This window comes from uncultured Mailhella sp., assembly GCF_963931295.1.
GTDB lineage: Bacteria > Desulfobacterota > Desulfovibrionia > Desulfovibrionales > Desulfovibrionaceae > Mailhella.
This window is the reverse complement of record NZ_OZ007001.1, coordinates 366512-392298: the sequence shown is the minus strand read 5'-3', so window position 1 is coordinate 392298 and position 25787 is coordinate 366512. Positions and strand designations below refer to the sequence as shown.

Annotated in this window: 18 protein-coding genes; 15 read left to right on the top strand and 3 right to left on the bottom strand. The window is 61.4% G+C overall.

Annotation, left to right across the window (positions count from 1 at the left end):
• Positions 1 to 447 precede the first annotated feature (447 nt).
• A complete protein-coding gene (locus ABGT79_RS01620) occupies positions 448 to 1563 on the bottom strand; it encodes a radical SAM protein (RefSeq protein WP_346664709.1) in 1116 nt (371 codons plus the stop codon).
• Positions 1564 to 2955: 1392 nt separating this feature from the next.
• Here ABGT79_RS01620 and ABGT79_RS01615 point away from each other — a divergent pair.
• The 8 genes from ABGT79_RS01615 to ABGT79_RS01580 all read left to right on the top strand — a co-directional run bounded on the left by ABGT79_RS01615 (position 2956) and on the right by ABGT79_RS01580 (position 12491).
• On the top strand, positions 2956 to 3414 hold the full coding sequence (locus ABGT79_RS01615; RefSeq protein ID WP_346664708.1) for a hypothetical protein: 459 nt from the start codon (positions 2956 to 2958) through the stop codon (positions 3412 to 3414).
• A 376-nt stretch (positions 3415 to 3790) separates the two neighbouring features.
• The gene (locus ABGT79_RS01610) at positions 3791 to 4519 is read left to right on the top strand and encodes a hypothetical protein (protein ID WP_346664707.1); all 729 of its coding nucleotides are present in this window, start codon (positions 3791 to 3793) and stop codon (positions 4517 to 4519) included.
• A complete protein-coding gene (locus ABGT79_RS01605; RefSeq protein ID WP_346664706.1) occupies positions 4516 to 4941 on the top strand; it encodes a hypothetical protein in 426 nt (141 codons plus the stop codon). Before ABGT79_RS01610 ends, ABGT79_RS01605 begins: the two co-directional genes overlap by 4 nt.
• A 599-nt stretch (positions 4942 to 5540) precedes the next feature.
• Entirely contained in the window at positions 5541 to 5903 is a 363-nt protein-coding gene (locus ABGT79_RS01600; RefSeq protein WP_346664705.1) for a hypothetical protein, read from the top strand.
• A gap of 827 nt (positions 5904 to 6730) precedes the next feature.
• On the top strand, positions 6731 to 8152 hold the full coding sequence (locus tag ABGT79_RS01595) for a biotin carboxylase N-terminal domain-containing protein (protein ID WP_346664704.1): 1422 nt from the start codon (positions 6731 to 6733) through the stop codon (positions 8150 to 8152).
• A 36-nt stretch (positions 8153 to 8188) separates the two neighbouring features.
• Complete coding sequence (locus ABGT79_RS01590) at positions 8189 to 10429, top strand: acetyl-CoA carboxylase carboxyl transferase subunit alpha/beta (protein WP_294488220.1); 2241 nt, start codon at positions 8189 to 8191, stop codon at positions 10427 to 10429.
• A 9-nt stretch (positions 10430 to 10438) separates the two neighbouring features.
• Entirely contained in the window at positions 10439 to 11089 is a 651-nt protein-coding gene (locus ABGT79_RS01585) for a biotin attachment protein (RefSeq protein ID WP_346664703.1), read from the top strand.
• Positions 11090 to 12113: 1024 nt separating this feature from the next.
• On the top strand, positions 12114 to 12491 hold the full coding sequence (locus ABGT79_RS01580; RefSeq protein ID WP_346664702.1) for a hypothetical protein: 378 nt from the start codon (positions 12114 to 12116) through the stop codon (positions 12489 to 12491).
• 104 nt (positions 12492 to 12595) lie between these two features.
• Here the strand turns inward: ABGT79_RS01580 and ABGT79_RS01575 are convergent, their stop codons facing one another.
• A complete protein-coding gene (locus ABGT79_RS01575; protein ID WP_346664701.1) occupies positions 12596 to 13333 on the bottom strand; it encodes a sulfite exporter TauE/SafE family protein in 738 nt (245 codons plus the stop codon).
• 271 nt (positions 13334 to 13604) lie between these two features.
• On the opposite strand from ABGT79_RS01575, the gene ABGT79_RS01570 reads away from it, so the two are divergent.
• On the top strand, positions 13605 to 14702 hold the full coding sequence (locus ABGT79_RS01570; RefSeq protein WP_346664700.1) for a DNA methyltransferase: 1098 nt from the start codon (positions 13605 to 13607) through the stop codon (positions 14700 to 14702).
• Between the two features lie 1185 nt (positions 14703 to 15887).
• Here the strand turns inward: ABGT79_RS01570 and ABGT79_RS01565 are convergent.
• Positions 15888 to 16832, bottom strand: a complete 945-nt coding sequence (locus ABGT79_RS01565; RefSeq protein WP_346664699.1) for an AEC family transporter — start codon at positions 16830 to 16832, stop codon at positions 15888 to 15890.
• 152 nt (positions 16833 to 16984) lie between these two features.
• Between ABGT79_RS01565 and ABGT79_RS01560 the strand changes: the two genes are divergently transcribed.
• The 6 genes from ABGT79_RS01560 (at position 16985) to ABGT79_RS01535 (ending at position 24344) form a co-directional block, all read left to right on the top strand.
• Positions 16985 to 17887, top strand: a complete 903-nt coding sequence (locus ABGT79_RS01560) for a LysR substrate-binding domain-containing protein (protein ID WP_346664698.1) — start codon at positions 16985 to 16987, stop codon at positions 17885 to 17887.
• Between the two features lie 933 nt (positions 17888 to 18820).
• Positions 18821 to 20095, top strand: coding sequence for an adenylosuccinate synthase (locus ABGT79_RS01555; protein WP_346664697.1), 1275 nt, complete (start codon positions 18821 to 18823; stop codon positions 20093 to 20095).
• Between the two features lies 1 nt (position 20096).
• The gene (locus tag ABGT79_RS01550; protein ID WP_346664696.1) at positions 20097 to 21050 is read left to right on the top strand and encodes a DNA polymerase III subunit delta; all 954 of its coding nucleotides are present in this window, start codon (positions 20097 to 20099) and stop codon (positions 21048 to 21050) included.
• Between the two features lie 53 nt (positions 21051 to 21103).
• Positions 21104 to 21679, top strand: a complete 576-nt coding sequence (gene grpE / locus ABGT79_RS01545) for a nucleotide exchange factor GrpE (RefSeq protein WP_346664695.1) — start codon at positions 21104 to 21106, stop codon at positions 21677 to 21679.
• A 256-nt stretch (positions 21680 to 21935) separates the two neighbouring features.
• Complete coding sequence (locus ABGT79_RS01540) at positions 21936 to 22556, top strand: flavodoxin family protein (RefSeq protein ID WP_346664694.1); 621 nt, start codon at positions 21936 to 21938, stop codon at positions 22554 to 22556.
• A gap of 909 nt (positions 22557 to 23465) precedes the next feature.
• Positions 23466 to 24344 carry a DMT family transporter gene (locus tag ABGT79_RS01535; protein ID WP_346664693.1) on the top strand — a complete coding sequence of 293 codons (879 nt, stop codon included), beginning with the start codon at positions 23466 to 23468 and terminating at the stop codon, positions 24342 to 24344.
• The last annotated feature ends 1443 nt before the right edge of the window (positions 24345 to 25787 follow it).

Here is a 25787-nt window from a genome sequence, read left to right as displayed (position 1 = left end):
GGGCGCTGGCGGGAAGGCAGGGCGAGTTGCCGAAAATGGGTGGTGGTTCGGAAAGGCTGGGACAGCGAGGGGGCGCTTGGCGTGCGCGATTCGGGCTGCGGACTCAGTGCAGGTGTGTCCTGTCGGACCCACCTGCGGTGGCCGACTCCTGTCCGGCCTGTGCCGGACAGTCGTGTTAAAGGATAGGATTTCCAGATAGTTGTGGGAGGGAATGTCGAGGAGCGTGAAAGTAAACCGGAAAGTGTTTTTTGACGTGCTGGCCCCGGGTATTGAGAGACTTCCTTCCGGCCTGCTCTTCCCCTTTTGTCCTTCGCTCCGGGCATAATCTTCCGTTCACCCTGTCCTGCCGAACCGGCGAAGCCGGGAGGCAGAATCAGGGGGGCGCGGGGGGAATTATTTCCCCCGCATGTCTTTCCTGTCTTTCCTCTCTTCCTGCCTTTTCTGCCTTTACGGGCAGGAGATGATGCCTTCGGACCAGAGGCAGGCGCCGCAGGTAGGGGTATTATTGCCGTAGCAGTCGGGGAGGGAGTTTTCCCAGTTGTCGCACTGGGAGCAGCGGCAGCAGGGGGAGAACTCGAAGTTGCGTACTTTGCTTCGGAAGGCGGCGTAGTCCGGGGAGTTCCAGATCGTGTCGAGGGGGGTGTCGCGGACATTGCCGAAGAAGTGGTGCTGATTGACGCGGGTTTTGCCGCCCCAGTAGAGGCGGGAGGTGCGCAGCAGCGACATGCAGGGAGCGACGAAGCCGTCGTGCCGCACGAAGGCGATGCCGTCGTCGATGAAGCGGCAGCGGCGGGCGGGGCGGTGCAGGCGCTGGCCCGACAGGAATATTTCGCACATGCCGGCGCTGAGCAGTCCGGCGGCGGCCTGGGCTGCGCCGGGCTGAGTCCAGTCCATGAGGGGCAGGTGGATGCGCGGTGCGGAAGGCGGCACGTTGTCGCCGCCGAGGTCGCTGCCGATAACGTTGCGGTAGAGCAGCTCGGATTCGGTGTGCTCGTCGGTGGGAATGGCGTGGGAAATGTTCACTTCGTTTACGCGGTAGTAGCTGGCGAAGTAGGGCAGATCGGCGAGTTCCTGCACGTTGCTCTTCATGACCACGAAGGCCAGCCCGAGCTTCACTTCGCGGTTCAGGGCGAAGCGCAGCTGGTTGAACGTCATGATGTGCTGCTTGAGCGTGGCGAGGTGTCCGTTGCGTCGAATGCTTTCGTAGCGTTCTTCCTTGAAGCCGTCCACGGAAAGCCAGAGCATGTCGAGACCGGCGTCGAGCAGGGCGGCGGCGTGCGCTTCGTCGAGCAGCGAGCCGTTGCTCAGAAGTTCGGTCCGGCGGCCCGATGCCGACGCCGCGCGTACCATGTCCACAATGTGCGGATACGCCAGCGGCTCGCCCATGCCCCCGAAAAATATGGTGTCCACGCTCGCGGGCAGATGCTCCATCACCGCGCGGAACGCCTCCTCGTCCATGTCCCCCGTGCTCTCGCCTATCCAGCTGTTGCGAAAGCACATCGCGCAGCGCAAGTTGCACCGCGACGTGGGCTCAATGTACAGCCGCTTCAGTTCGTCGCCCATATGTTCCCCCGCCGGGAATCCCCGGAAAAAGTTAAACTAAAACTCAAACTATACCTTTTTTCGCCACCGTGTCCAGCTCGCGCCGAAAAACACGCCGTTTCATTATTCAGAGCAGCAGAAAAGGCAGGAAAGGCAGGAAAGGCATGCGGGGGAAATAATTCCCCCCGCGCCCCCCTGATTCTGCCTCCCGGCTTCGCCGGTTCGGCAGGACAGGGTGAACGGGATGATTATGGCCGAGGCAAAGGGCGAGGGGGAGAGTGCATGCCGGAATGCCGTCTTTCAACGCACTGGGGCCCCGGGCGACGTCAGGAGCCCGGCCGACGGGCATAAGCAGGCGGGATTCACTCCCGCCGTTAAACGCAATGCCCGTCGTACAGGTCGCGCAGGTCGTACAGCGTGTCCGGCGCAGACGGGATTGCGCAGTCGTTGGGACGCTGCAAGGTCAGAAATAATTCCCCCCGCGCCCCCCTGTTTCTGCCTCCCGGCTTCGCCGGTTCGGCAGGACGGGGTGAACGGGAAGATTATGCCCGAGGCAAAGGGCGAGGGGGAGAGTGCATGCCGGAATGCCGTCTTTCAACGCACTGGGGCCCCGGGCGACGTCAGGAGCCCGGCCGACGGGCATAAGCAGGCGGGATTCACTCCCGCCGTTAAACGCAATGCCCGTCGTGCAAGTCGCGCAGGTCGTACAGCGTGTCCGGCGCAGACGGGATTGCGCAGTCGTTGGGACGCTGCAAGGTCAGAAATAATTCCCTCCGCGCCCCCCTGAGTCTGCCTCCCGGCTTCGCCGGTTCGGCAGGACAGGGTGAACGGGAAGAATATGCCCGAGGCAAAGGGCGAGGGGGAGAGTGCATGCCGGAATGCCGTCTTTCAACGCACTGGGGCCCCGGGCGACGTCAGGAGCCCGGCCGACGGGCATAAGCAGGCGGGATTCACCCCCGCCGTTAAACGCAATGCCCGTCGTGCAAGTGATGCAGGCCGTACAGCATGCCTTGTGCAAACGGGATGCGGCGGACGCAAGGCGATCGCATGGAGCTTGAGCTTTGCGACAGCGTGTGCACCGGCAGGCGGGACGGTGGAAGAAAACGTCGTTCGTGCGCCCTGAGAACAGGAAAACCGCTTGTAATAATAAAAGTTTTAGGAAAGGGGATAGGGGTGCGGGGAAAGGGGAAAAGCCCTTTTTCAAAAGGGTTTTCCCCTTTCCCCGCAATCTTTCTATCTCGTCTTCCTCAGACTCCGCCTTTTGTTCGTCCTTTTCTGGACGCAATGTCGGAAATTCTTTGCGCCGCAAGGGTAAAAAAACGCTTCCCATGTGACAAATTTAACGATATAGGGTGAAACTCCTTTTCCCGCCCCTGATTCCGGGAAGAAAAAAACAACGATAAGAGGTGAGAAATGAACAGGATTTTTGTGACGGGCGTTATGGTGCTCAGCATTGGTGTCAGCGGCTGCATGTCGGCGGGAAAGCATCGGGAAGCGGTGCGCGACGACACGGCGGACAGAATTTCCGTCGGCAAGGTGCAGAGAGAGATTCGTGAAGGCATGTCGAGTGCCGAAGTGGTGTCCATACTCGGTTCGCCGAACATGGTGACCACCGACAGCGAACGCCGCGAAACCTGGGTGTACGACAAGGTTGCCACGGAACAGGCCTATTCCGCCTCGCAGGGCGGCGTGGGCGGACTGCTCGGCGGGGTGTTCGGTCTGGGCGCCGGCGGCCTTCTCGGCGGCGCGACCGGCAACGTGGAACGCAGCAGCGGAGCGTCGGCCACGAATCAGCGCACTCTGACCATCATCATCAAGTTCGACGAGAACGGCAAGGTTCGGGACTACAGCTATCGGCAGTCCAGCTTCTGATGATCCGTCCTTCCGGGCAGGGGCGAAGACCTCTTGAGGGAGAAGCGCTTCCGAAGATTTTCGTCGTCAGGCCGGGAAAGAGAGGCCGGTGCGGCGCGGCTCGCCTTGGAGCGGAAATTCCGCGTCAGCCGGGGAGCCGGTGTTTTCTCTCTGCCGGAAGCCTGCCCGTCACGCGCTGCGGGTGGCCGCATCACCGTGGGGTGCTGGACTCTCTCCGCCGCTTGCTGCGGCCTGCCGCAAACCCTTCGCCGTGGAGCGGATCCCTCCCGGGAACGCGCGGTCAATCTCCCCAGCGTCCGCAGCAGCGCAAATCTGCGGGAATCTCCCCGAAAGCTCAAGGATTTTTACCGGACAATTAATGTCGTGAGGATATATTGTGAAAAAAGTGTTTATGCTGATTCTGTGCGTGACCATGCTTGCAGGCTGTTCCACGCAGATTCCCCGAGACGCGCTTCTGCTCACGCCCGACTCGCTCCAGAGCCGTCAGATGCAGACCCGGCGCTTCGACACCACCGACAAGGCCGCCATGCTTGCCGCGGCTACGGGAGTGCTTCAGGATCTGGGTTTCAGTCTTGAGGAGGCGGAAGTGCCGCTCGGCGTGCTGGTGGGCTCGAAGAAGCGCGACGCGTCGAGCACCACGCAGCTTGCGGGCGCGTTCATCATTGCGGCGCTCGGAGGCGGTCAGGTTCCCGTGGATTCGCATCAGACCATACGCGTGTCCATGGTGATGCGGGAAAATACCGGCGCGCCGGGCTCCCGCGCTCCGATGAAGAACCTTTCCTCCGCGGAACTGACCTCCGTGCGGGCCGACATCGAAAGGAACATCGCCGCCGGACTGCGCAAGAACTATTCCCGCGACGTGAGCGACAAGGCGGCCAGACAGGCCGCCGACAACGCCGTCAAGGTGATAGAGGCGGATCTCAAAAAGATTCTGAGCGTGCAGTCGAGCGGCGGAGAATCCATTGTGCGGGTGACGTTCCAGCGCATCATCTTCGACACCGCCGGACAGATCACCCGCGCCGAACAGATCAACGATCCCGCCATCTACCGGGAATTTTACGATAAACTTTCCAAGTCCGTCTTTTTGGAGGCTCACGAAATATGAAAAAGCTCATGGCTCTTGCTCTCTCCCTTGTGGTGCTGCTCTGTGCTGGCTGCGCCGTGCCCGCCGCCGAAGGCCTGTTCGAGTCCGGCGGCTCCTCGCAGCTGCGCCTGCGCCAGATCCAGACCCGTTACTTCGATACCTCCGATAAGCAGAGAACCGTCGAAGCCGTCATCGCCACCCTCCAGGACCTCGGATTCGTCATCGATAAGGCGTCCCTCGACCTCGGCAGCGTCACCGGCACCAAACTTAAAGGATACACCGTCCGCATGACCGTCAACGTCATGCCCCGCGGCAAAGCGCAAATGACCGTCCGCGCCAGCGCCCAGTACAACGTTACCCCCATCGAAGACCCCATCATCTACCAGGACTTCTTCAACGCCCTCTCAAAAAGCCTCTTCCTCCAGGCCCATCTCGAAAACTGAAAGGAAGAGAGGAAAGGCATGCGGGGGAAATAATTCCCCCCGCACCCCCCTGATTCCGCCGAAGGCTGCGCCATTCGGCGGGGCGGGAGCGTGCAGGCAAAGAGCGTTGTCGAAGATGGCGGGCGTTTGGAAAGGCGGGGACTGCGGATGCCGGGATGCTTGGCGGGCGCTGTTCGGTCTGCTGCCTCAGTGCAGGTGTGTCCTGTCGGACACACCTGCGGTGGCCGACACGGATTCCGGCCTCGCCGGAATCCGTGTGAGTAAGGAAGGATTTCCAGATGATTGCAATGGGGCTTTTGTTGCCGGACGGGTTCAGGTAGTATGACGTTTCGGGGGAAAGAGTCGTTGTTGCCGGTGGGGAGAGCCGGTTCGGACTGCGGCGGCGCATGGATGAGAAAACGCGGAGTGCGCGTTGACGCCTGTGCGCAGCGGGGTTCTTATCATTGAAACGACGGGGAATTTCGCCGAAAGTTTGTGTATGAGGCGGGGGAGGGGCTCCGGGTGTCGATGGGCGCACAGGCCGCGTTGTTTTTGGGGAGTGTTCGGCTCGCGGAGGCGGAAGCGGCGGAATGCGATGCGGAAAGGATGGAGAATACGGAATGAAAGTGACGGATGAACAGATAGCCGAGCGTTATGCGTCGATGACGGATGAGGAACTGAAGGCGTTGGATCCGGCGAAGCTCACGGCGGAAGCGGCAGCGCTGCGGGCGGAAGAACTGAAGCGTCGCGGCGTGTCGGAAACGCCCGCGGAAGAAGCGAAACGCGCCCGTTTCGAGCAGGAAAGGGAAGCGCAGGCCGGACGACGACGCCGCGGCCAGCTGACAGCCGTTGCGCTGGTGGTGGCGTCGCTGGCGGCGGAACTGGTGCTCCCGCGCTTTGTTGAGATTCCCGATTTTCTGCTGGCCTGCGTGGTCGTGGTGCTGTGCGTTCTGGCCCTCTGGGCGTGGCGGGGCAAGTCCTGAGCGCCGGGGATGGAAGAATATTTTCCGCTCGCCTTCCCCATAATATTGAGACTGTGCCTTTCGGTCTGCATGGGCTTCCCTGATTTTTCTCAATATTTGGAAAGCATTTCCGGTTGACATAACTGCCCGGTTCGGCTTCCCGAAGTCGCCCGTGTTTCCCCTGAGTGTTGAGAGAACATGTTACGGTCTGCATTGTCGGCCCTTGATGTTCCTTCATCCCCCCAACATCTGGAAATCTCATCCTTTGGCACGACTGTCCGGCGCAGGCCGGACAGGAGTCGGCCGCCGCAGGTGGGCGCGGAAGCGCACACCTGCACTGCGTACGCAGACCCAACAGCGCCCGCCGGGCCTTTCCGCGCCTCGCAGCCTCCGCCTTTCCAAACTCCCGCCATCTTCGGCAACGCACATATTCCCGCCGGCGTCCTGCCGAACCGGCGAAGCCGGGAGGCAGAAACAGGGGGGCGCGGGGGAAATTATTTCCCCCGCATGCCTTTCCTGCCTTTTTGCCTTTCCTGCCTTTCCGGGGGGCGGGCGGAGCCCCGATGCTCTTGCCTGATCCTTTCCTCTCAACCCGTTCTATCCGTAAATAAGAGGATATTAAGGAAGGGGGGGTTGATTCTTTCTGTTTGGAAGGTATAATCGCCCCACAAAAGGCGGCCGCGCGAGCGGCGCTGAGCTCGGCTTCTGCATGAAGTGCGGGGTCGGGCGGGCGCGTTGCGCCAGTTGCGTCATGTTGCGGATAAGGCGGGAGGAGAGGATCGCCTTATCAGATTGTTTCACTATTCTATGGTCTTATGGCCTTTTCCCCTTTGCAATAAGGAAATGGCGTGAATAAACAGCATAAAGTGCTTATAGCCAACCGCGGCGAGATTGCGGTTCGCATTATTCAGGCATGCATAAAGCTCGGACTTGATTTTGTATGCGTTTACACGGCGGAGGATGCGAGTTCCGGTCACGTGTTGCTGGCCCGCGAAGTGGGCGGCGAGAAGAGCTTGTACCGCATATCTTCGTATCACGACGCGAACGAGCTTTTGAGCGTGGCCGACGAATCCGGGGCCACGGCGGTGCATCCGGGCTACGGCTTTTTTGCCGAGGACTTTCGTTTTGCGCGTCGGGTCACGGAACGCGAGCGTCCGCTGGTGTTTCTGGGGCCGTCGTGGCGGGTGATCCGCGATCTCGGCGACAAGATCAACACCAAGCGTCTGGCGCGTTCGCTCGGGGTGCCCACGGTGCCCGGTTCCGACCGTCCCATCTACGACGAGCTTGAAGCCGAAAAAATTGCGCGTTCGCTTTTCGACTTTCAGATGCAGCAGGGGATTGCGCGTCCGCTGGTGCTGGTGAAGGCCTCGGCGGGCGGCGGCGGCATGGGCATTGAAGAAGTCTATGACATCGACATGTTCCGTCAGGTGTACCGCCGCATCCGCAACTACGCCATGCGTCAGTTCAAGGACGAAGGCGTGCTCATCGAGCAGCGCATCAAGGATTTCAATCATCTGGAAGTTCAGGTGCTTTCCGATCGCACGGGGCGTCATCCGGTGCATTTCGGCACGCGCAACTGTTCCATTCAGTCCACGGGGCGTCAGAAGCGTCTCGAAGTGGCTCCGGGCTTTGATCCGTCGTCCATCAAGTACGATTTCGACGCCGCGGCCCTGCTCGACGAGATCGTCATGCATTCGCTGAACATGGCGCGCAAGGTGGGCTACGACAGCGTGGGCACCTGGGAATGGATCGTCACCCGCGACGGGCATCCCTTCCTCATGGAAGTGAACACCCGCATTCAGGTGGAAAACGGCGTGTCGGCGGCCATCAGCCGCGTGAAGGGCAAGGAAGTCGATCTCATTGCCGAACAGATACGCACCGGTCTCGGTGATCCGCTCGGCTACACGCAGGACGACATCACCTTCCACGGCGTGGGCGTGGAATACCGCATCATTGCCGAAGACCCCGACAACGGCTTCTCCCCCTGGGTGGGCGACATCGACCGCTTCAGCTGGGAAGAGCACGAATGGTGCCGCGTTCACACGCATGTGCCTCCGGCCTCGCCCGAGCATCCCTACACCATTCCCACCGAGTTCGATCCCAACCTGGCGCTGGCCATCATCTGGGGCAAGGATCTTGCCGAGGTGAGCGCCCACGGTCTTGCCTTCCTCGACACGCTCCGTCTTGAGGGGCACGACGGCAAGGGCGAACCGCTGAAGTCCAACGTGGAATTTCTGAAGAAAAAAACGGAGCGCATGCTGCGTTTCTAGTTTCCTGTTCTGGTCAGGAAGGGATATATTTTTATGATGGAATGGGAAAAGCAACTGCATCAGCTTTCCGACCGACTGTGTTATCTCAAGGATATCTTCCCCGGCAAGCACGAGGAGGACATCGCGCTTCTTGAGACCCGTCTCGGCGAGACCCGTCGCAAGCTCGAATCCTGCACGGCCGAAGAGGCGCAGGCCGAAATGACCTCGCTCGAAGACCTCTTCTTCTTCATGGAGTGCAAGCTCGAAGACAAGCTCACCCCCATGGACAAGGTGCGCATCGTGCGTCATCCGCACCGCATCTGCCTGCGCGACATCCTTGAAAACGTGTACGACAACTACACCGAAATCGGCGGGCAGGGCGAGCACACCAACGATCCGGCCATGGTCATCGCCCGCGCCTACATCACGCGCAAGCGTCACGGCAAGGTGTATCATCAGCCCGTGCTCGTGATGGGTCACGAAAAGGGCCACGGCGAGGAATTCCGCAACGGCGGCTCCGCCAAGCCCTGGGGCAACGCCAAGGCCAAGCACTACATGGGCGTGGCCGAAACCGAAGGCATTCCGATTCACGCCTACGTGTTCACGCCGGGCGGCTATCCGCTGGAAGACTATCCCGGCGCGGCTCAGCAGATCGCCCGCAACATCTACGAAATGGCCGGCCTTACCGTGCCGCTCATCGCGGTGTTTTCCGAAGGCGGTTCCGGCGGCGCCGAAGCCATTTCCCTCGCCGACAAGCGCCTCATGTTCTCGCACGGCTACTATTCCGTGATCTCGCCCGAAGGCGCGGCCGCCATTGAAGGTCATCTGCGCGGCGGGGCGCGCGCTTCCGCCGATCTCGTGGAACGCTGCGCCAAGGATCTGCACCTCACCGCCGAAGACAACCTCAAGTTCGGCTACATCGACAAGATCATTCAGGAACCCGTGCTCGGCGCGCGTCCGTACCACTACGAGTTCTTCCGCACCATCCGTCAGGAAGTGATCCGCGCCACCGACGAAGTCGTGCTCGCCGCCCGCGGTCTCGCGCCGCTGCGCGCCGCCACGCTGCGCCGCTTCCGCGACAGGGAACTCAATCTCGACGAATTCTCCGTGCGCTGGGATCTTTCCCGCAAGGCGCGTCAGCGTCTCGTGGAAATGCGTCAGAACAAGTTCATCAAGGCCTCGCACCGCGAGTGTCAGAACCGGCGTTCCGTCATGGGACGCCTCGGCGACGCATGGTCCGAACAGTGGTGGGAAATCTACAATCGCCTTATTTATGATTTCTATCACCGCAACCGCCGCACCTTCTCGAACCTGCTTGAAGAAATAGGTTCGGAATGGGAAATGCTCAAGCTGCGCGCCATGAAGCCGTGGAACAAGCTGCGTCACGGCAAGGTGGAGGAACCCGCGGGCAACACCGAAGAGCTGACCACGCTTTCCGAATGGGAGGAAGACAACCATTCCGGATGGGCCTGGGTCAGCCCCAAGGCCAAGGAAGATCGTGCGGTGTCGTGTCCGTATTCGGCGCAGCGCGGCTGCATGGACATGTGGGCTCCCGATCTCTACAACGAATTTGCGGGCGTGTGCTCGTCGTGCGGACATCACTTCCCCATGGAATACCAGTGGGTGATGAACAACTGCTTCGACGAAAATTCGCTCTATGAATTCAATACCGAAGTGGAAGCCGGCAACCCGCTGAACTTCCCCGGATTCGACGAAAAGATCGCCGCGGCCAAGAAAAAGACCGGCCTCAAGAGCGGCTGCATCACCTTTGAAGCCCGTCTCGACGGCGTGCAGGTGGTGGTGGCCATTCTGGTGGGCTCGTTCCGCGGCGGATCCGTGGGCGTGGCCGAAGGCTCCAAGTTCGTGGCTGCCGCCGATCGCGCGCGCCGCAAGCGCTATCCGTTCATCGTGTACTGCCACGGCACCGCGGGCATACGCATTCAGGAAGGCACGCACGGCGTCATTCAGATGCCGCGCTGCACCGTGGCCGTGCGTCGCTACATCGAGTCCGGCGGCCTGTACCTCGTGCTCTACGATACCAAGTCCTACGGCGGCCCGGTGGCCAGCTTCCTCGGCTGCGCGTTCTATCAGTTCGCCATCCGCTCTTCGGACATCGGCTTCGCGGGCCCGGGCGTCATCAAGAACACCACCGGTCTCGACATTCCGCCGGATCATCACAACTGCTACAAGGCGCTTTCCCGCGGGCACATCCAGGGCGTTTGGGATCGCCGCGACGTGCGCGCCAACCTGCGCCAGGCCCTCGAAACCATGGGCGGCCGCAACCTTTACTATCGCTAGGGTGAAAGCATGAGAGACATTGCCGAAGTTATGGAAGAACTCAAGGCCGCGCCCTACACGGAACGGGAGGTCTGCGCTCCGCACACGGGCGTGATTCAGTTCGCCGACATCAAGGAAGGCGACCGCGTGAGCGGCTTTACCGGCACCTGGAAGGAAATTCCCGGCACGCACATTGCAACCATCACGCGCGAGAAGAATCCGCGCAAGGTGCTCGCCACCGAACGCGGCGTGCTCCAGAAGCTCTATCGAGATCTCGACGGCTCCTTCGTGGAGGCCGGAACCCCCCTCGGCGTGATCCGTCACTACCTTACGCGGCAGGAAGTCGTGAGCAAGCTGCTCAAGGAAAGCCTGTACGCCTTCTGCGCCCCGGAACGAGCCAAGTACTACTTCGTGCCCGACGTGGACAAGAAGGTGAAGATTCTCGGCTGCCGCACCGTGTCCATCCACGACGGCATGGAACTGTTCATCGTGTCGCGCATGAAGCGTGAAGTGCCCCTGTGCTACAGCGGCCCTTCGGGCATCATCTACGACGTGTACTTCGACCAGACCCAGAACGTGGACGCCGGAAGCCCCCTTATCGTGGTCTGCCCGCCGGAACAGCAGACCGCCGTGGAAGACGTGGTGGCCCGCGTCCAGAGCGAATGGAACGAAGGCGAATAGCCCCCTGAAAAACGTATGACCCAACGCCCGACCGCACCCGCAGCCGGGCGTTTTTTTAGGGAAAGAAAGGAAAGGCAGAAAAGGCATGCGGGGGAAATAATTCCCCCCGCGCCCCCCTGATTCTGCTTCGCAGCTGAAGCTGCTTCAGCAGGACAGGGTGAACGGGAAGATTATGCCCGAAGCAAAGGGCGAAGGGGGAGTGCAGCCGGAAAGGCTGTCTCTCAACGCACTGGGGCCCCGGGCGACCTCAGGAGCCCGGCCGACGGCAGGCGCGTAGCCGGAATTTACTTCCGGCGTTAAACGCAGCCGTCGTCGTGCAAGTGATGCAGTCCGTACAGCGTGTCTTGGGCAAACGGGCCTGCGTGTTCTTCGGGGGAGGGCAAGGTCAGAAATAATTCCCCCCGCGCCCCCCTGATTCTGCTTCGCAGCTAAAGCTGCTTCAGCAGGACAGGGTGAACGGGAAGATTATGCCCGAAGCAAAGGGCGAAGGGGGGAGTGCAGCCGGAAAGGCCGTCTTTCAACGCACTGGGGCCCCGGGCGACGTCAGGAGCCCGGCCGACGGCAGGCGCGTAGCCGGAATTTACTTCCGGCGTTAAACGCAGCCGTCGTCGTGCAAGTGATGCAGTCCGTACAGCGTGTCTTGGGCAAACGGGACGTGGCGGAAGCAGGGCGCTCGAATGTCTGCGCCCACCTGCGGTGACCGACTCCTGTCCGGCATGCGCCGGCAGTCGTGTTAAAGGAAGGGATTTTCAGATTTTTCGGCGGGTAACACCGGGACAGGGCCGCAAATGCAGCCGGAAAGGCCGTCTTTCAACGTACTGGGGCCCCGGGCGACCTCAGGAGCCCGGCCGACGGCAGGCGCGTAGCCGGAATTTACTTCCGGCGTTAAACGCAGCCGTCGTCGTGCAAGTGATGCAGTCCGTACAGCGTGTCTTGGGCAAACGGGCAGTTGCGGGTACTCGGGAGAAGGAAGAAGAAAGAAAAGGAAGGTCGCCCCGGGCGCGCGGCAAAAGGAGTATAAGGTATGGGAAAGATATTGCAGATTCGCGTAGGCGCGTGGACGTACAACGAAGATGAAGTGGTGGCGGCCTGGCCGCGTCTTTCGGCGCTGGTCTGGTCTGAGCTCGACCGCTGGGGGCCGCAGGGCATGAAGCGCGGGGTGACGGAGCTCGCGGAATATCTGCCCGATGCGCTGCGTTTTGCGGATATTTCGGAGGAGAGCCGGAAGGCGCTGATGCCCGGGGCGAAGAAGGTGACGGACAAGCTGGACGAGATGCGCTCGGCGCTGGCGGACTGGGAACCCCGAAAGGCCAACGCTCTGAGCAACGAACTGGAAGATGCGCTTACCGAGCTTGAGAAGCAGGCTCCCGAAGAGTTCCTCGCCCTTGGTGACGGGAAGTAGAAGTCGCGGACGGTGAGGATTCCCTCTCGGGAGAAAACTCGGGCAATTGGAATGGTTGAGCCGCGGGCGGAGAAGGGCCCGCGGTTTTTGTTTTTGGGGGAAAATTACATCACCGACCGGGAGAGGAGGGTGACGCCGGAAATGAAGATCATGAGGAGCAGGAGCTTGCGGAAGGTTTCCTGCGGCATGCGGCGCACCACGGGAATGCTGATGAGCACGCCGATGACGGCGAAGGTGAGGGAGATGCTGACGGCGTCGTACACGGCGCTGGAGTAGAGACCGGCTTTCCGCTGCATGACGATGATGCTTGCATTGACGAAGTTGAAATACATGCTGGTGGTGGCGAGGGCGTTTTTCTGTTCCCAGCCGCGGAAGGCGGTATACACGGCGAGGATGGGGCCGCCGAGGCTTGTGCTGGCGGTAAGGAACGCGCCCGCGGTGCCGATGATGAGCGCCGTGACGGGATGATAGGGGAGAGTGGCGCGCACCTTGTGGGAGAAGAACTGCCAGGAGACGAAAAAGATGAGCAGCACGCCTATGGTGAGCATGAGCACGGTGCCGGAGAGCACGGAGAGCATGGCGACGCCTGCGGGAATGCCCACGATGCAGCCGAGAGAGAGCCAGATCATTTCTTTCCAGAGAATGTAGCGGCGGTAGATGATGGAAAGAGCGAGGGGGGCGACGCCGCTGGAGATGCAGGCGATGAGAATGGCCTCTTTGGGGCTGGCGATGAAGGTAATGAGGGGCATGGCGACCATGGCCGCGCCGATGGACGTAACGCCGTGAACGAATCCTCCGAGCAGCCAGGCGAAGGCAAGCCAGATCACATGGGCCAGAATCATGACAATCTCCTGAAAAATGGTGATTTCTCATAAGGGAAAAAAACGGGCGAGTTGTCAAGGGGGGAAGATGGGAAACGCATCGCGGGGAGGAAAAAGAGCTGCGGGGCGCGGAGCGTGGCACGGATGCGGGGGAATTTTGTGCGAAGATTGAACGTCTTCTATGTGCCTTGCCATAAATCTGCGAAACGATTAAAGTGCGGACGTCTGTCATCTGTGAGGACAAAGGATATCCATGCCCAGACTTGCCGTTTTTCATGCCGACAATCTGGCAGTGCTGCGCGCGCTGCCGGACGCCTGTGTGGATCTGATTTATATTGATCCGCCGTTCAACACGGGAAAGGTGCAGCGTCGCACGCAGCTTGCGACGGTGCGTGACGATCACGGCGACCGTGTCGGATTCAAGGGGCAGCTTTATCGGACGATCCGGGGCAAGACCAGCGGATACGACGACAGGTTTGATGATTTTCTGGGCTTTTTGCAGCCGCGCATGGAAGAAGCGTACCGCATACTTGCGCCGGAGGGCGCGCTGTTTTTCCATCTGGACTACCGGGAGATTCACTACTGCAAGGTGATGCTGGACGGCATTTTTGGCCGCGCCTCGTTCATCAACGAGATCATCTGGGCGTACGATTACGGCGCGCGCTCGAAGAAGCGCTGGCCGGCGAAGCACGATAATATTCTCTGGTACGCAAAGAATCCTGAGAAGTTCACGTTTAATTTCGACGCGATGGACAGGATTCCCTACATGGCGCCTGCGCTGGTGGGGCCGCGGAAGGCGGCTCTGGGCAAGACGCCGACGGACGTGTGGTGGCACACGATAGTGAGTCCGAACGGCCGGGAGAAGACCGGCTATGCCACGCAGAAGCCGCGGGCGATCATAGATCGGATAGTGAAGGTGCATTCCAATCCGGGGGATATTCTGTGCGACTTTTTTGCCGGAAGCGGCACGCTTGGGGAATCGGCGTTTGAGCTGGGGCGCAATGCGCTGCTGGTGGACAGCAATCTCGAAGCGGTGCATGTGATGAAGAAGCGCTTCAGCGGCATGGATGTGGAATGGCGTCGAGGTGCAGCGCGTGTTCGCCAGTCGTTGAGCGATCTTGAGGAAGCGCGGGACGCCTTTCGTGCGGAGTCCTCGCGCGGAGCGGAGCCGGCTGCTGACGAAGGATTGAGCAGGGCGTCCGGCTCGGGGAAGAGTGCCGGAAAGGTGAAGGCGGCGAAGACGGGCGCTGCGGAAGAGACGCCGCGCAAGGCTCCGATTCGGGCAAAGAAGCCCGGACGCCCGAAGGCGAAGACGGCGAAGCCTGCGACGAAGACGGCGAACCCGACGCCGAACAAGGACAAGCCGGAGCGCTCCCGCAGAAGCAGGTGAGGGATTCGTGCCGGAGCGGTTGACGGAGCCGGACGGCGCTTTGCCCTCATGCGCGGGACAGGCGCGGACCGCATGCCGGATGTTCAGTGCAGATTGCCACGCGCGGCATGAACGACAAGCGTCGCCTTTTGCAGGCGGCGTTTTTTTATCTGCGGTGGAGCGGCGACACCTGGACGCAGGTCCGGGGGCCCACCATACTGTGAACATGAACTCCGCACAGGCAGCGCCAATGCGAGCAGGGGCATGGGGCGGCCGTGGTGGCGACTGGAGAGCTGCCCGGGCGCTGGGGAATGTTTCCGGGGAGGCCGGGAAATTCGCGACCGCACTTCGTGACGACCTTCTGTGCGGCCATGGCATCGGGGGAAACGCCGCTGGAACTGGAAGGGCTGTGGTATTTACATGTCATTGCTCGGGACGCTTTCCATTATTGTTGGTGATGCCTGATTGTGGAGGCGTGCTTGCCCCTGGTGATCGATGATCTTGGGCGGCGCGGCTGTCCGTGTGGACAGGGGCAGCGGCGGTTTTTCCTCTCTCGGCAGCTCTGCGTTCGCGGGGAAAATCACGATACGAAAAATGCCCCGTTTTCTGGCCTGAGGGCGTTCTGCGCGCCGGGGAAAAATACAGCAGAAAACATTTACGAGGAGTCGCTCTGCCGGCGCGGGAAAAGCTGACGAGCCTTCTGGTGGATCGTGTGTTTTTATGGAGCTTCTCTGAGTGCCGGGGAGAAATCACATGGGTTGTTCTGGAGCCGCAGGCTGAACCAGTCGTTCTGCGCGCCGGGCTTGATGCCTGTTGTTTTTCGCTCCGTGTCCGTATTGTGTCCGCTTAAACTTAAAGCCTGCGGCAGGAGCATGTTCTGTCGCAGGCTTTAGTGAGGAGGACTATGTAAAGCGGGGCGCTTCAGGCTGAAAAAGCGCCCCGCATGGCAGGGAAAAAGGAACGGAGCGTTCCCCGAGAGGAGGGGCTGACAAAGGCAGGCGCGGCAAGGGGGAAAGGTGCGCAGCGTATCCGTTCCGGGGGAAAAGGTTTTTACCGGCGTCGAAGCCCTTGGGAAGATTCCCCGTCATCCCGGGGCGTCGTGCCGGTTTGCCGTGGAGCCGTTGTCCCTGCGGTTCGATGGGAGTCGGCCTGATCCGCGGCGAAAATATGTTCAATCGGCGGCGCTGAGTCCGTCGCGGCCTGCCCCTATTTGACGACGAGGGCGAGCACCGGAATGAGCAGCAGCGAGACGAGCGTGCTCATGATGACCGCGGCCGAAGCGTCGTTGGAGGCGACCTTGTAGGAGTCGCTCATGGCATAGGCGAGGGTTCCCACGGGCATGGCGGCGAGCAGCACGCCCATGGAGCGCCACATGGGTTCGGTGTGAAAGGCGGTGAGCGCGATGAAGGCGATCACGGGCTGGACTATCTGCTTGCCGATGAGAATGACGGCCTGTCTGCCGGGATGAAACACGCTGTTGTCGCCGTGATTGCGCAGTCTTGCGCTGATGACGATGCCGAGCGACACGAGGGCGCAGGGCATGACGGAATTTCCGAGGGCGCGGCAGGGGGATTCGATGACGGCGGGCACGGGAGTTCCGGAAGCGTAGAAGGCTGCGCCGCCGAGGGTGGCGAGCACCACGGGATTGGTGACGAGCGCAAGGGCGATGGTGCGTATGGGATGCCGTCCGCGGGCGCCGTTGTTGACGAGAATGAACAGGGTGATGAGCACCATGGGGATTTCGAGAATGTTGGTGAGGGTGCTGGCGAGCACCACCACGGGGCTTCCGGGATACAGGGCCATGAGTACGGGCAGGCCGACGAGCACCACGTTGGGGAAGCTGGCGAGCATTGACAGCACCACTTCCTCCCGGTAATTTGTGTCGAATTTAAGGAAGTGGAACACCGGAATCAGCGCGCCGAAGGTCACGAACAGACAGACGGCGAATCCGGCGAGAAACGCCTCATGGTCGAGATCTTCGGGGCGGCACTCGGCAATGGAAAGAAAGATCAGGGCCGGAAGTCCGAGGTTGACGAGGAACTGATTGAGCGTCGTCGAGCCGAAGGGGGGCACGAGTTGAAAGCGTTCAGCGAGCATGCCCAGGAAGATCAGCACAAACACGGGCAGCAGTAATAAAAACACATCCCACATGGGAATCTCCAGACGGGCGCTGGGCGCGCGTCATTTGCATTCGTAGTTGTTTTGGAGTTCGCCTTTCGGCCGGAAGGCGCGGAAAAACAACATGCAGCAAATGCTGCGGCGGCGCAAACGAGATTTCCTGTGGGCCGGGATAAGTTTTTCTTATGATAGAGAATCCACCGTTGAATGCGCTGGCGGCCTTTGAAGCAGCGGCCCGGCTGGGCAGTTTCACCCGGGCAGGGGAGGAGCTGTGCGTGACGCAGGCGGCCGTGAGTCAGCACATCCGGCATCTTGAGGATTATTTGGGAGTGCCGTTGTTTATCCGCCGTGCGCCCGGAATCCGACTCACGCCGGACGGGGAACGGTATTACGCGGCGATTGCGGGCGCGCTTGACACGTTGCGTCGGGAGAGCGCGCGCCTGCGGCGCGGGGTGGGACCGCTTTCCGTGGTGGCGGAGGCGAGTTTTGCGAATCGCTGGCTGGCGCCGCGACTGAGTCGTTTTTGCGAGCGCTGTCCGGATATTGATATTCGTATTGGACCGCATCCGGGGCATCCTGTGCTTGGGCCGGATGTGGATGTCATTGTGCGGCTGGACATGCCTGAGACGCCCGGACTTTTTATGGTGCAGCTGCCGGAGGAGCGCTTTTTCCCGGTGTTCGGCCCGGACTACTGGCGCGATCACGAACGCGACTGGCAGACCGACCGGCTTTTGCGTTCTCCGGAAGCCGGGGAACAGGAATGGAAGGCGTGGTTTCAGGCGTCGGGACTGCGCCCGGACCTGCGCTTCGGGCCGATGTTTCAGTTTTCGTACATGGCGCTTTCCGCGGCGGCGGAAGGCCGGGGCGCGGCGCTGGCGAGCTCGCTTCTCGTGGCCGAAGACCTCCGCGCCGGACGCCTCGCCGCTCTGCGCACGCCCACGGTTCCGGTCAGAAGCCGCTATACCGCAGCCTGCCTCGCCGAGGCCGCCCGCACCCCCCGAGTGAGCGCCTTCTTCGCCTGGATGCAGGACGAACTCTCCCGCGACAAGGCCGAATTCCCCGACTGCTTCCCCGATTCACGGGAGTGAAAGACAGAAAAGGCAGGAAAGGCAGGAAAGGCAGGAAGAGAGGAAAGGCAGGAAAGGCATGCGGGGGAAATAATTCCCCCCGCGCCCCCCTGATTCTGCCTCGCAGCTTCGCTGCTTCGGCAGGACAGGGTGAACGGGAAGATTACGCCCGAAGCGAAGGGCGAAGGGGGGAGTGCCTGCCGGAAAGCGTTCTCTCAACGCTCCGGGGCCCCGGGCGACGTCAGAAGCCCGGCCGACGGGCATAAGTAGCCGGAATTCACTTCCGGCGTTAAACGCAATGCCCGTCGTGCAAGTCCCGCAGGCCGTACAGCGTGTCTTGCGCAAACGGGCCTGCGTGTTCTTTGGGACACTGCAAGGTCAGAAATAATTCCCCCCGCGCCCCCCTGATTCTGCCTCGCAGCTTCGCTGCTTCGGCAGGACAGGGTGAACGGGAAGATTACGCCCGAAGCGAAGGGCGAAGGGGGAGTGCCTGCCGGAAGGCATTCTCTCAACGCTCTGGGGCCCCGGGCGACATCAGGAGCCCGGCCGACGGGCATAAGTAGCCGGAATTCACTTCCGGCGTTAAACGCAATGTCCGTCGTGCAAGCAGAGCAGCCCGTAAAGTGTGTCCGGCGCAAACGGACGACGGCGTTACTCATGCTCCCGGCAAGATGTCGTCAGGAGCCCGGCCGACGGCAGCGCGTAGCCGGAATTCACTTCCGGCGTTAAACGCAGCCGCCGTCGTGCAAGCCTCGCATTCTGTAAAGAGAGGCTTGAGCAAGCGGGCAGTTGCCGCACTCGGGAGAAGGAATTGGTACCGCCGGGCGTCCGGGTCCCCCTCGGCTTTATCGGGTTGACGAGCCAGACAAAGGGCTCTATAAAAATGTCTTTGGCGCGTTTTCAGAGGGCCGGCACGGCCTTCTATTTTTCAAGGTGCGTCCTAAGGAGAGATATATGTCGAACATGACAATCGTTGGTGCGCAGTGGGGCGACGAAGGCAAGGGTAAGATCGTCGATCTGCTCACTTCCGAAGTGGATATGGTGGTCCGTTTTCAGGGCGGCAACAACGCCGGACATACGGTCATCGTCGATGGCCAGAAGTACGTCCTGCATGTCGTGCCCTCGGGCATACTTCATCCCGGGAAGATGTGCGTCATCGGCAACGGCGTTGTGCTCGATCCTGAGAGCTTCCTTGAGGAGATAGACGCCCTCCAGAGCCTCGGACTCGACGTCAGCCCCGAAAGATTGAAAATCAGCTACAAGACGCATCTCATCATGCCGTATCATCGCGCCATCGACGGCGCGCGCGAAGGCAGTGCGAAGTCCAAGATAGGCACCACCGGCCGCGGCATCGGCCCCTGCTACGAAGACAAGAAGGCCCGTGTGGGCGTGCGCGCCGGCGATCTGACCGATCCCGAGGTGCTGCGCGACAAGATTGAGCACGCCCTCAAGGAAAAGAACGTGCTCTTCACGCAGCTCTACGGCCTGCCCGCGCTGGATCCTGAAACCGTGTTCAACGATCTCATGGCCATTGCGCCGCGCCTTGTGCCCTATCTGGCCGACGTGTCGAGCCTCATCATCGACGCCGACGCCGCCGGCAAGAGCATCATGTTTGAGGGCGCGCAGGGCGTCATGCTCGACATCGATCACGGCACCTATCCCTTTGTGACGTCGTCCAACGTGGTGTGCGACAACGCGTCCATCGGCTCGGGCGTGCATGCGGGCATGATCGATCAGCGCATCGCCATCGTGAAGGCCTACACCACCCGCGTGGGTTCCGGACCTTTCCCCACGGAACTTTTCGACGACATGGGCGAATTTCTGCGTCGTCAGGGCGGCGAATACGGGGCGACCACCGGACGTCCGCGCCGCTGCGGCTGGCTTGATCTGGTGGTGCTGCGGGAAATGGCGCGTCTTTGCGATCCCACGAGCATTGCTCTCACCAAGGTGGACGTGCTTTCCGGCCTGAAGGAAATCAAGTTCTGCGTGGCCTACGAGTACGAGGGCAAGGTGATGCAGTATCCGCCGCAGACCCCGCGCGGACTCGACAACGCGAAGCCGGTGTTTGAAGTGCTGCCCGGCTGGGATGAGGATCTTTCCGGCTGCACGGACTGGGATTCCCTGCCCCGCAACTGCCGTCGCTACATTGAGCGCATCGAGGAAGTGCTGGGCGTGAAGGTGGGCTACATTTCCGTGGGGCCCGACAGGAATCAGACCTTCCGTCACTGATATGGCGGCGGGAAAAAAAGAAGGTAAGACGGCTGCGCGCCGCGTTGCGCCCGAGGACGTGCTCCCCGGCGTGGACGAGGCGCGCGCCGCGTTTTCCGGCGCGCTGGGGCCGGAGCTGGCCAGACAGCGCGGCTTTTTGCAGGCCATGCGCGAGGAGCCGCCGCAGCTTCTGCATCTGGAAGGCGGCGACGCGTCGTCGCGGGTGGCGCTGGCTCTGTGGTGGGCGGCGCTGCTCAACTGCGAGGAGCAGGGCGACGAACCCTGTCTGCGCTGTCATTCGTGTTTGAGCATCGGGGCGCGGATGCATCCCGATCTTTTTCTGCTCGACGGCCGCGCCGGATCCATCAAGATAGACGATGTGCGTGGCCTGCGTCCGGTGATGGGCGAGAAGCCGCATTTTGCGCGTCGGCGCGTCATCGTGCTGGCGGAAGCGCAGTCGCTGGGCGTGGAAGCGGCCAACTCGCTGCTCAAGGTGCTGGAAGATCCTTCCCCCGACACGTGTTTTGTGTTCACGGCTCCGCAGCGCGAGCGGCTTTTGCCCACGCTGGTGTCGCGCGGATGGGTGATTACGCTGCCCTGGCCGGAAACCGGACGCGCGTTGCCGGAGGCCATGCGGGTGTGGGAAAAGGCGCTCGCGCAGTTTGCGACGGAGGGGCGCGGCTGGTTTGATTTGTCGCAGTCGCGCAACGGGCTAGATGCGGCCACGGCGCAGCAGGTGGCTCTTGTGGGACAGAAGGCGCTGGCGGACTGCCTTGCGGGGCGCGAATCCGGGGCGCTGGCGGCCTTGTTCCGGCCGCTGCCGGAAGAAAGTCTGCTGGAATTGTCTGATATTTTTGTGGAGTGTCAGGATGCGCTCATTGCGCAGGTGAATCCGCTTCTGGCGCTCGACGCCATGGCCACGGGCGTGTATCGGGTGGTGCGCGAAGGACGAGGTCGTTCACGTCGGAGTTCTTGACAGAGGGGCATATCGTTCCTACCTTTTCGGGTACCACTATTGGAGGTCTTTTGATGAGTCAGGAATTTGAAAACAAGGAAGCTCTGAACGAGGAGCCGGAACTCGAAGCCGGGGAACAGCCGCAGACCGAGGAAGCGCCCGTTCAGGAAAAGTCGGAAGACGAACAGCTTGAGGAGTGCCGCGCCAGACTCTGCGCCGCCTGCAATGTGGCCGCCGAGGCCAACGCCGTGAAGCTGCGCGCGCTGGCCGAAATGGACAACTTCAAGAAGCGTGTTCAGCGCGAGAAGGAAGAGCAGGCGCGCTACGCGGCCGAGAAGGTGCTGGCGGATCTGCTGCCCACGCTGGACAATCTGGATCTTGCGCTGCAGTACGGCGGACAGTCGGAAGAGAGCCGGAACATGATGGTGGGCGTGGAAATGACGCGCACCATGCTGCTCGACGCGCTGAAGAAGCACGGACTTGTGCCTGTGGGCACGGCGGGCGAGGCTTTTGATCCCAACAATCACGAAGCCGTGGGGCAGGAAGAAGCCGAAGGCGTGGATTCGGGATGCATTGTCCGCGTGATGCAGAAGGGATATCGCTTGAACGATCATTTGCTGCGTCCGGCCCGCGTGATCGTTGCCCGATAGGATTCCTTTTGAAAAACGTTGCGGAAACGGAGAGGCCTTCGGGCAGCTCCGTTTTTGTGTTGGACGAAGGGGAAGGGAGTCGTTTCCGCCGGATGGCGTTTTGCGGCGTGATTTACGGCGCGGACAGCCCGGGGCCGGATGCGCGTGAGAAAGGCGATTTTGCGCAGCATGCGCGGAATGTTTTCAATCGCGGCGCGGGTTTCGGAAGGCGGGGCGATGGAAGAGTCATTGTAGCTAATGGAACAGGAGAAATACTATGCAGGTACTTCTTGTGAACGGCAGTCCGCATGCCAAAGGTTGCACGTTTACGGCGCTTTCTGAAATTGCCGCCGAACTGGAAAAGCAGGGCATCGGCTCGCAGATTTTTCAGCTGGGCACGCAGCCCATTGCGGGCTGCATCGGATGCGGCGCGTGCCGCAAGACCGGCCGCTGCTTCCGCGACGACAAGGTGAACGAAGCGCTGGCGCTGGTTCCCGAGTTTGACGGATTCGTGTTTGGTTCGCCGGTGTACTATGCGTCGGCGTCCGGCCAGCTGGAAAGTTTTCTCGACAGACTGTTCTTCAGCGGCTCGTCGTTGTTTGCGAACAAGCCGGGCGCGGCCGTGGTGAGCTGCCGCAGAGGCGGCGCGTCTGCGGCGTTTGAGCAGATCAACAAATATTTCGGCATGAACAACATGCCGGTGGTCACGTCTATTTACTGGAACCAGGTGCATGGCAACACGCCCGACGAAGTTCGTCAGGACGCGGAAGGCCTTCAGACCATGCGTCAGCTTGCCAGAAACATGGCGTGGATGCTCCGCTGCTTTGAAGCGGGCAAGGCCGCCGGCGTGCCGCTGCCGGAGAAAGAACCTGTCATCCGCACCAACTTCATCCGGTAGGAGAAGGTGCGATTGAGGCTCCGGGCAAGCCCTGAGTCGTGACGGTCGGGCGTTCTGCAGAACTTCGGTTTTGCGGAACGCCTTTTTTGTGCGCGCGGGGGAGCTCCTGTTCCGGGGAACGAAAGCGCGGGACGAGTCGTGTTTGTTTGAGCAAAATCGCGGGGTGAATCCTGCGGAACATGGCCGGATGCGCGCCCCGGACTGCGGCGACGGTTGTTTCCCTCCCGGCGCGTCGCCCGTTCCCTGCGGCTTTGTTCGTTTTCTGCGGGTCGGTTGTGCTCATCCCGGCGTCGGTTCCTGTGGCGTCGCCTGTTCCCGGCATCGTCCGGGGGGGGGGCTTGCCCCGGCTTTCCCTGAGCTTGGGGAGGCCGCAGCATTGACGCGGAAAACCGCCCGGCTTGCCGTTCCTTTCTTCCGCGTCCGAAAGAGAAAGTTGTGCGCGATTTCGGACTTGCCACGCTGCTGCGTGCCGTGTACGCTGCTGCACGGCGGATGCGCAGAGAATTTGCGCTTCCGTCTGCCGACTTCTCGATCACGCCGCTCATCCTGCGCCGACGTTGGCAGCGCCGAGCCTCGATCTGGATCGCACTCCCGCCTGCGCCTGCATGCCATGCGGGAACACTGCGCCGGGCGGCAGCGTCTCGACGAGCTGTGCCGCTGCACGGTGCGGAATCGTTCCGCGCTGCTGCGCGTGTTCTCGCGGCTCACGGCGTCACGCCGCGCCGCAGCCTCGAAGCGCTCGCGTGGAAAAACGTCTGCCGGAACGCGGTCTCTTGCCGATGCCGTTGCTGTCGGGCTTTTGCGATCGGGTCATCTTATGAACAGTGTTACCCTGTTTACGGGCGTCGCCCCCGGACGCTGTCGGGAGCTTTTTTCCGCAAACGGGCCTTCCCGAGCCGTTTTATGAACATGTCCAGTAGAGCCGTCGGTCATGCCGCGGCGCTTTTTACCGTTGTCGTCTGGGGCGTCACGTTTGTGTGTACCAAGGTGTTGCTCAGGGATTTTCAGGCCGTGGAAATCCTGTTTCTGCGCTTTGCCATGGCCTTTTGCGCCCTGTACCTCGTCGCTCCCGGACGCCTGCCCCACATGACGCCGCGCCGTCACGCCGTCACGGCCGCCGCCGGACTCACGGGCACATGCCTCTATTACCTGCTGGAAAACATCGCGCTCGATCATACCATGGCGTCCAACGTGGCGGTCATTCTCACGGCCGCGCCGCTCTTCACCGGACTTGTGGGGCGCTTCGTGTTCCGCAGCGGCGAGCGTCTGGGACTCTTCTTCTACCTCGGATTCCTTGTCGCCATGACGGGCATTTGCCTTATCAGCTTCAACGGCGCGCAGCTTTCCCTGAATCCTGTCGGCGACCTGCTCGCCGTCTCCGCCGGACTGGTCTGGGCCTTCTACGCCTGCCTCACCAGCATCATGGGCACGTGGGGCGTCTCGTCCATCCAGATCACCCGCGCCACCTTCGGATGGGGGCTGCTGTTCATGATCCCCTGCATGCCCCTCTTCGGCTTCGACTGCAACTTCGCCAGACTCCTTCGCCCCGTCAATCTCGGCAATATGCTCTTCCTCGGCCTCGTGGCCTCCGCCCTCTGCTTCACAACCTGGAACATGGCCGTCCGCGCCCTCGGTACCGTCCGCGCCAGCCTCTATATCTACCTCGTCCCCGTCATCACCGTCGCCGTCTCCGTCGTCGTCCTCAACGAATCCCTGACCTGGCTCTCCGCCCTCGGCACCATCCTCACCCTCGCCGGCCTCTTCCTCTCCCAGTCCGAAAAAAGATAGAAAGGCAGGAAAGGCATGCGGGGGAAATAATTCCCCCCGCGCCCCCCTGATTCCGCCGAAGGCTGCGCCGTTCGGCGGGGCGGGACTGCGGGTGCCGGGCGCGTTGCCGAAGCTGACGGCGTTTGGAAAAGCGGGAACTGCGGATGCCGGAGTGCTTGGCTTGCGCGGTTCGGTCTGCGGACTCAGTGCAGGTGTGTCCTTTCGGACCCACCTGCGGTGGCCGACTCCTGTCCGGCCTTCGCCGGACAGTCGTGATAATGGATGGGATTTCTGGATTTTTTTTGGGGGAGGAGAGAAGCACTCGGCTTGATGTGATTGCGCTGAGTTCGGTTCAGCAGTCTGGGGAGGGGAGTGCCTGCCGGAAGGCTTTCTCTCAACGCTCTGGGGCCCCGGGCGACGTCAGGAGCCCGGCCGACGGGCATAAGCAGCCGGAATTCACTTCCGGCGTTAAACGCAATGCCCGTCGTGCAAGTGATGCAGTCCGTACAGTGTGTCTTGGGCAAACGGGTGTGTGAGCTATTCGGGACACTGCAAAGGACAGTCGTGATAACGGATGGGATTTCTGGATTTTTGGGGGGAGGAGAGAAGCACTCGGCTTGATGTGATTGTTCTGAGTTCGGTTCAGCAGTCTGGGGGGGGAGCGCCTGCCGGAAGGCCTTCTCTCAACGTACTGGGGCCCCGGGCGACGTCAGGAGCCCGGCCGACGGGCATAAGTAGCCGGAATTCACTTCCGGCGTTAAACGCAATGCCCGTCGTGCAAGCCTTGCATCCTGTACAGCGTGTCTTGCACAAACGGGTGTGTGAGCTATTCGGGACACTGCAAAGGACAGTCGTGATAACGGATGGGATTTCTGGATTTTTTGGGGGAGGAGAGAAGCTCTCGGCTCGATGTGATTGTTCTGAGTTCGGTTCAGCAGTCTGGGGGGGAGCGCCTGCCGGAAGGCTTTCTCTCAACGCACTGGGGCCCCGGGCGACGTCAGGAGCCCGGCCGACGGGCATAAGTAGCCGGAATTCACTTCCGGCGTTAAACGCAATGCCCGTCGTGCAAGTGATGCAGTCCGTACAGTGTGTCTTGGGCAAACGGGCAGTTGCGGGTACTCGGGAAAAGAAAAACGTCGGGCATAAGCAGCCGGAATTCACTTCCGGCGTTAAACGCAATGCCCGTCGTGCAAGCCTCGCTTTCTGTACAGCGTGTCTTGCGCAAACGGGCAGTTGCGGCCCCCGCCACGTATGCAGGTCGCGCAGACTTGCTCCGATGCGGAGCCCGGATCGGGCCTTTCGTGTGTTGACGGGCGACGGAGAAGGGGTTCCGCCGAAACGGCGGACGCTTCTCCCGTGGTTGATGTTGGAGAATTTGACCGGCATCCCTTGATCCTGCCGACCGGCGAAGCCGGGAGGCAGAATCAGGGGGTGTGCGGGGGGCTTGTCCCGACTTCGCCGGGG

Coding starts and splice junctions, on each gene's coding strand:
- ABGT79_RS01620 (WP_346664709.1), bottom strand. CDS start 1,563: ATGGGCGACGAACTGAAGCGGCTGTACATTGAGCCCACGTCGCGGTGC.
- ABGT79_RS01615 (WP_346664708.1), top strand. CDS start 2,956: ATGAACAGGATTTTTGTGACGGGCGTTATGGTGCTCAGCATTGGTGTC.
- ABGT79_RS01605 (WP_346664706.1), top strand. CDS start 4,516: ATGAAAAAGCTCATGGCTCTTGCTCTCTCCCTTGTGGTGCTGCTCTGT.
- ABGT79_RS01600 (WP_346664705.1), top strand. CDS start 5,541: ATGAAAGTGACGGATGAACAGATAGCCGAGCGTTATGCGTCGATGACG.
- ABGT79_RS01590 (WP_294488220.1), top strand. CDS start 8,189: ATGGAATGGGAAAAGCAACTGCATCAGCTTTCCGACCGACTGTGTTAT.
- ABGT79_RS01585 (WP_346664703.1), top strand. CDS start 10,439: ATGAGAGACATTGCCGAAGTTATGGAAGAACTCAAGGCCGCGCCCTAC.
- ABGT79_RS01580 (WP_346664702.1), top strand. CDS start 12,114: ATGGGAAAGATATTGCAGATTCGCGTAGGCGCGTGGACGTACAACGAA.
- ABGT79_RS01575 (WP_346664701.1), bottom strand. CDS start 13,333: ATGATTCTGGCCCATGTGATCTGGCTTGCCTTCGCCTGGCTGCTCGGA.
- ABGT79_RS01565 (WP_346664699.1), bottom strand. CDS start 16,832: ATGTGGGATGTGTTTTTATTACTGCTGCCCGTGTTTGTGCTGATCTTC.
- ABGT79_RS01560 (WP_346664698.1), top strand. CDS start 16,985: ATGATAGAGAATCCACCGTTGAATGCGCTGGCGGCCTTTGAAGCAGCG.
- ABGT79_RS01555 (WP_346664697.1), top strand. CDS start 18,821: ATGTCGAACATGACAATCGTTGGTGCGCAGTGGGGCGACGAAGGCAAG.
- ABGT79_RS01550 (WP_346664696.1), top strand. CDS start 20,097: ATGGCGGCGGGAAAAAAAGAAGGTAAGACGGCTGCGCGCCGCGTTGCG.
- grpE (WP_346664695.1), top strand. CDS start 21,104: ATGAGTCAGGAATTTGAAAACAAGGAAGCTCTGAACGAGGAGCCGGAA.
- ABGT79_RS01540 (WP_346664694.1), top strand. CDS start 21,936: ATGCAGGTACTTCTTGTGAACGGCAGTCCGCATGCCAAAGGTTGCACG.
- ABGT79_RS01535 (WP_346664693.1), top strand. CDS start 23,466: ATGTCCAGTAGAGCCGTCGGTCATGCCGCGGCGCTTTTTACCGTTGTC.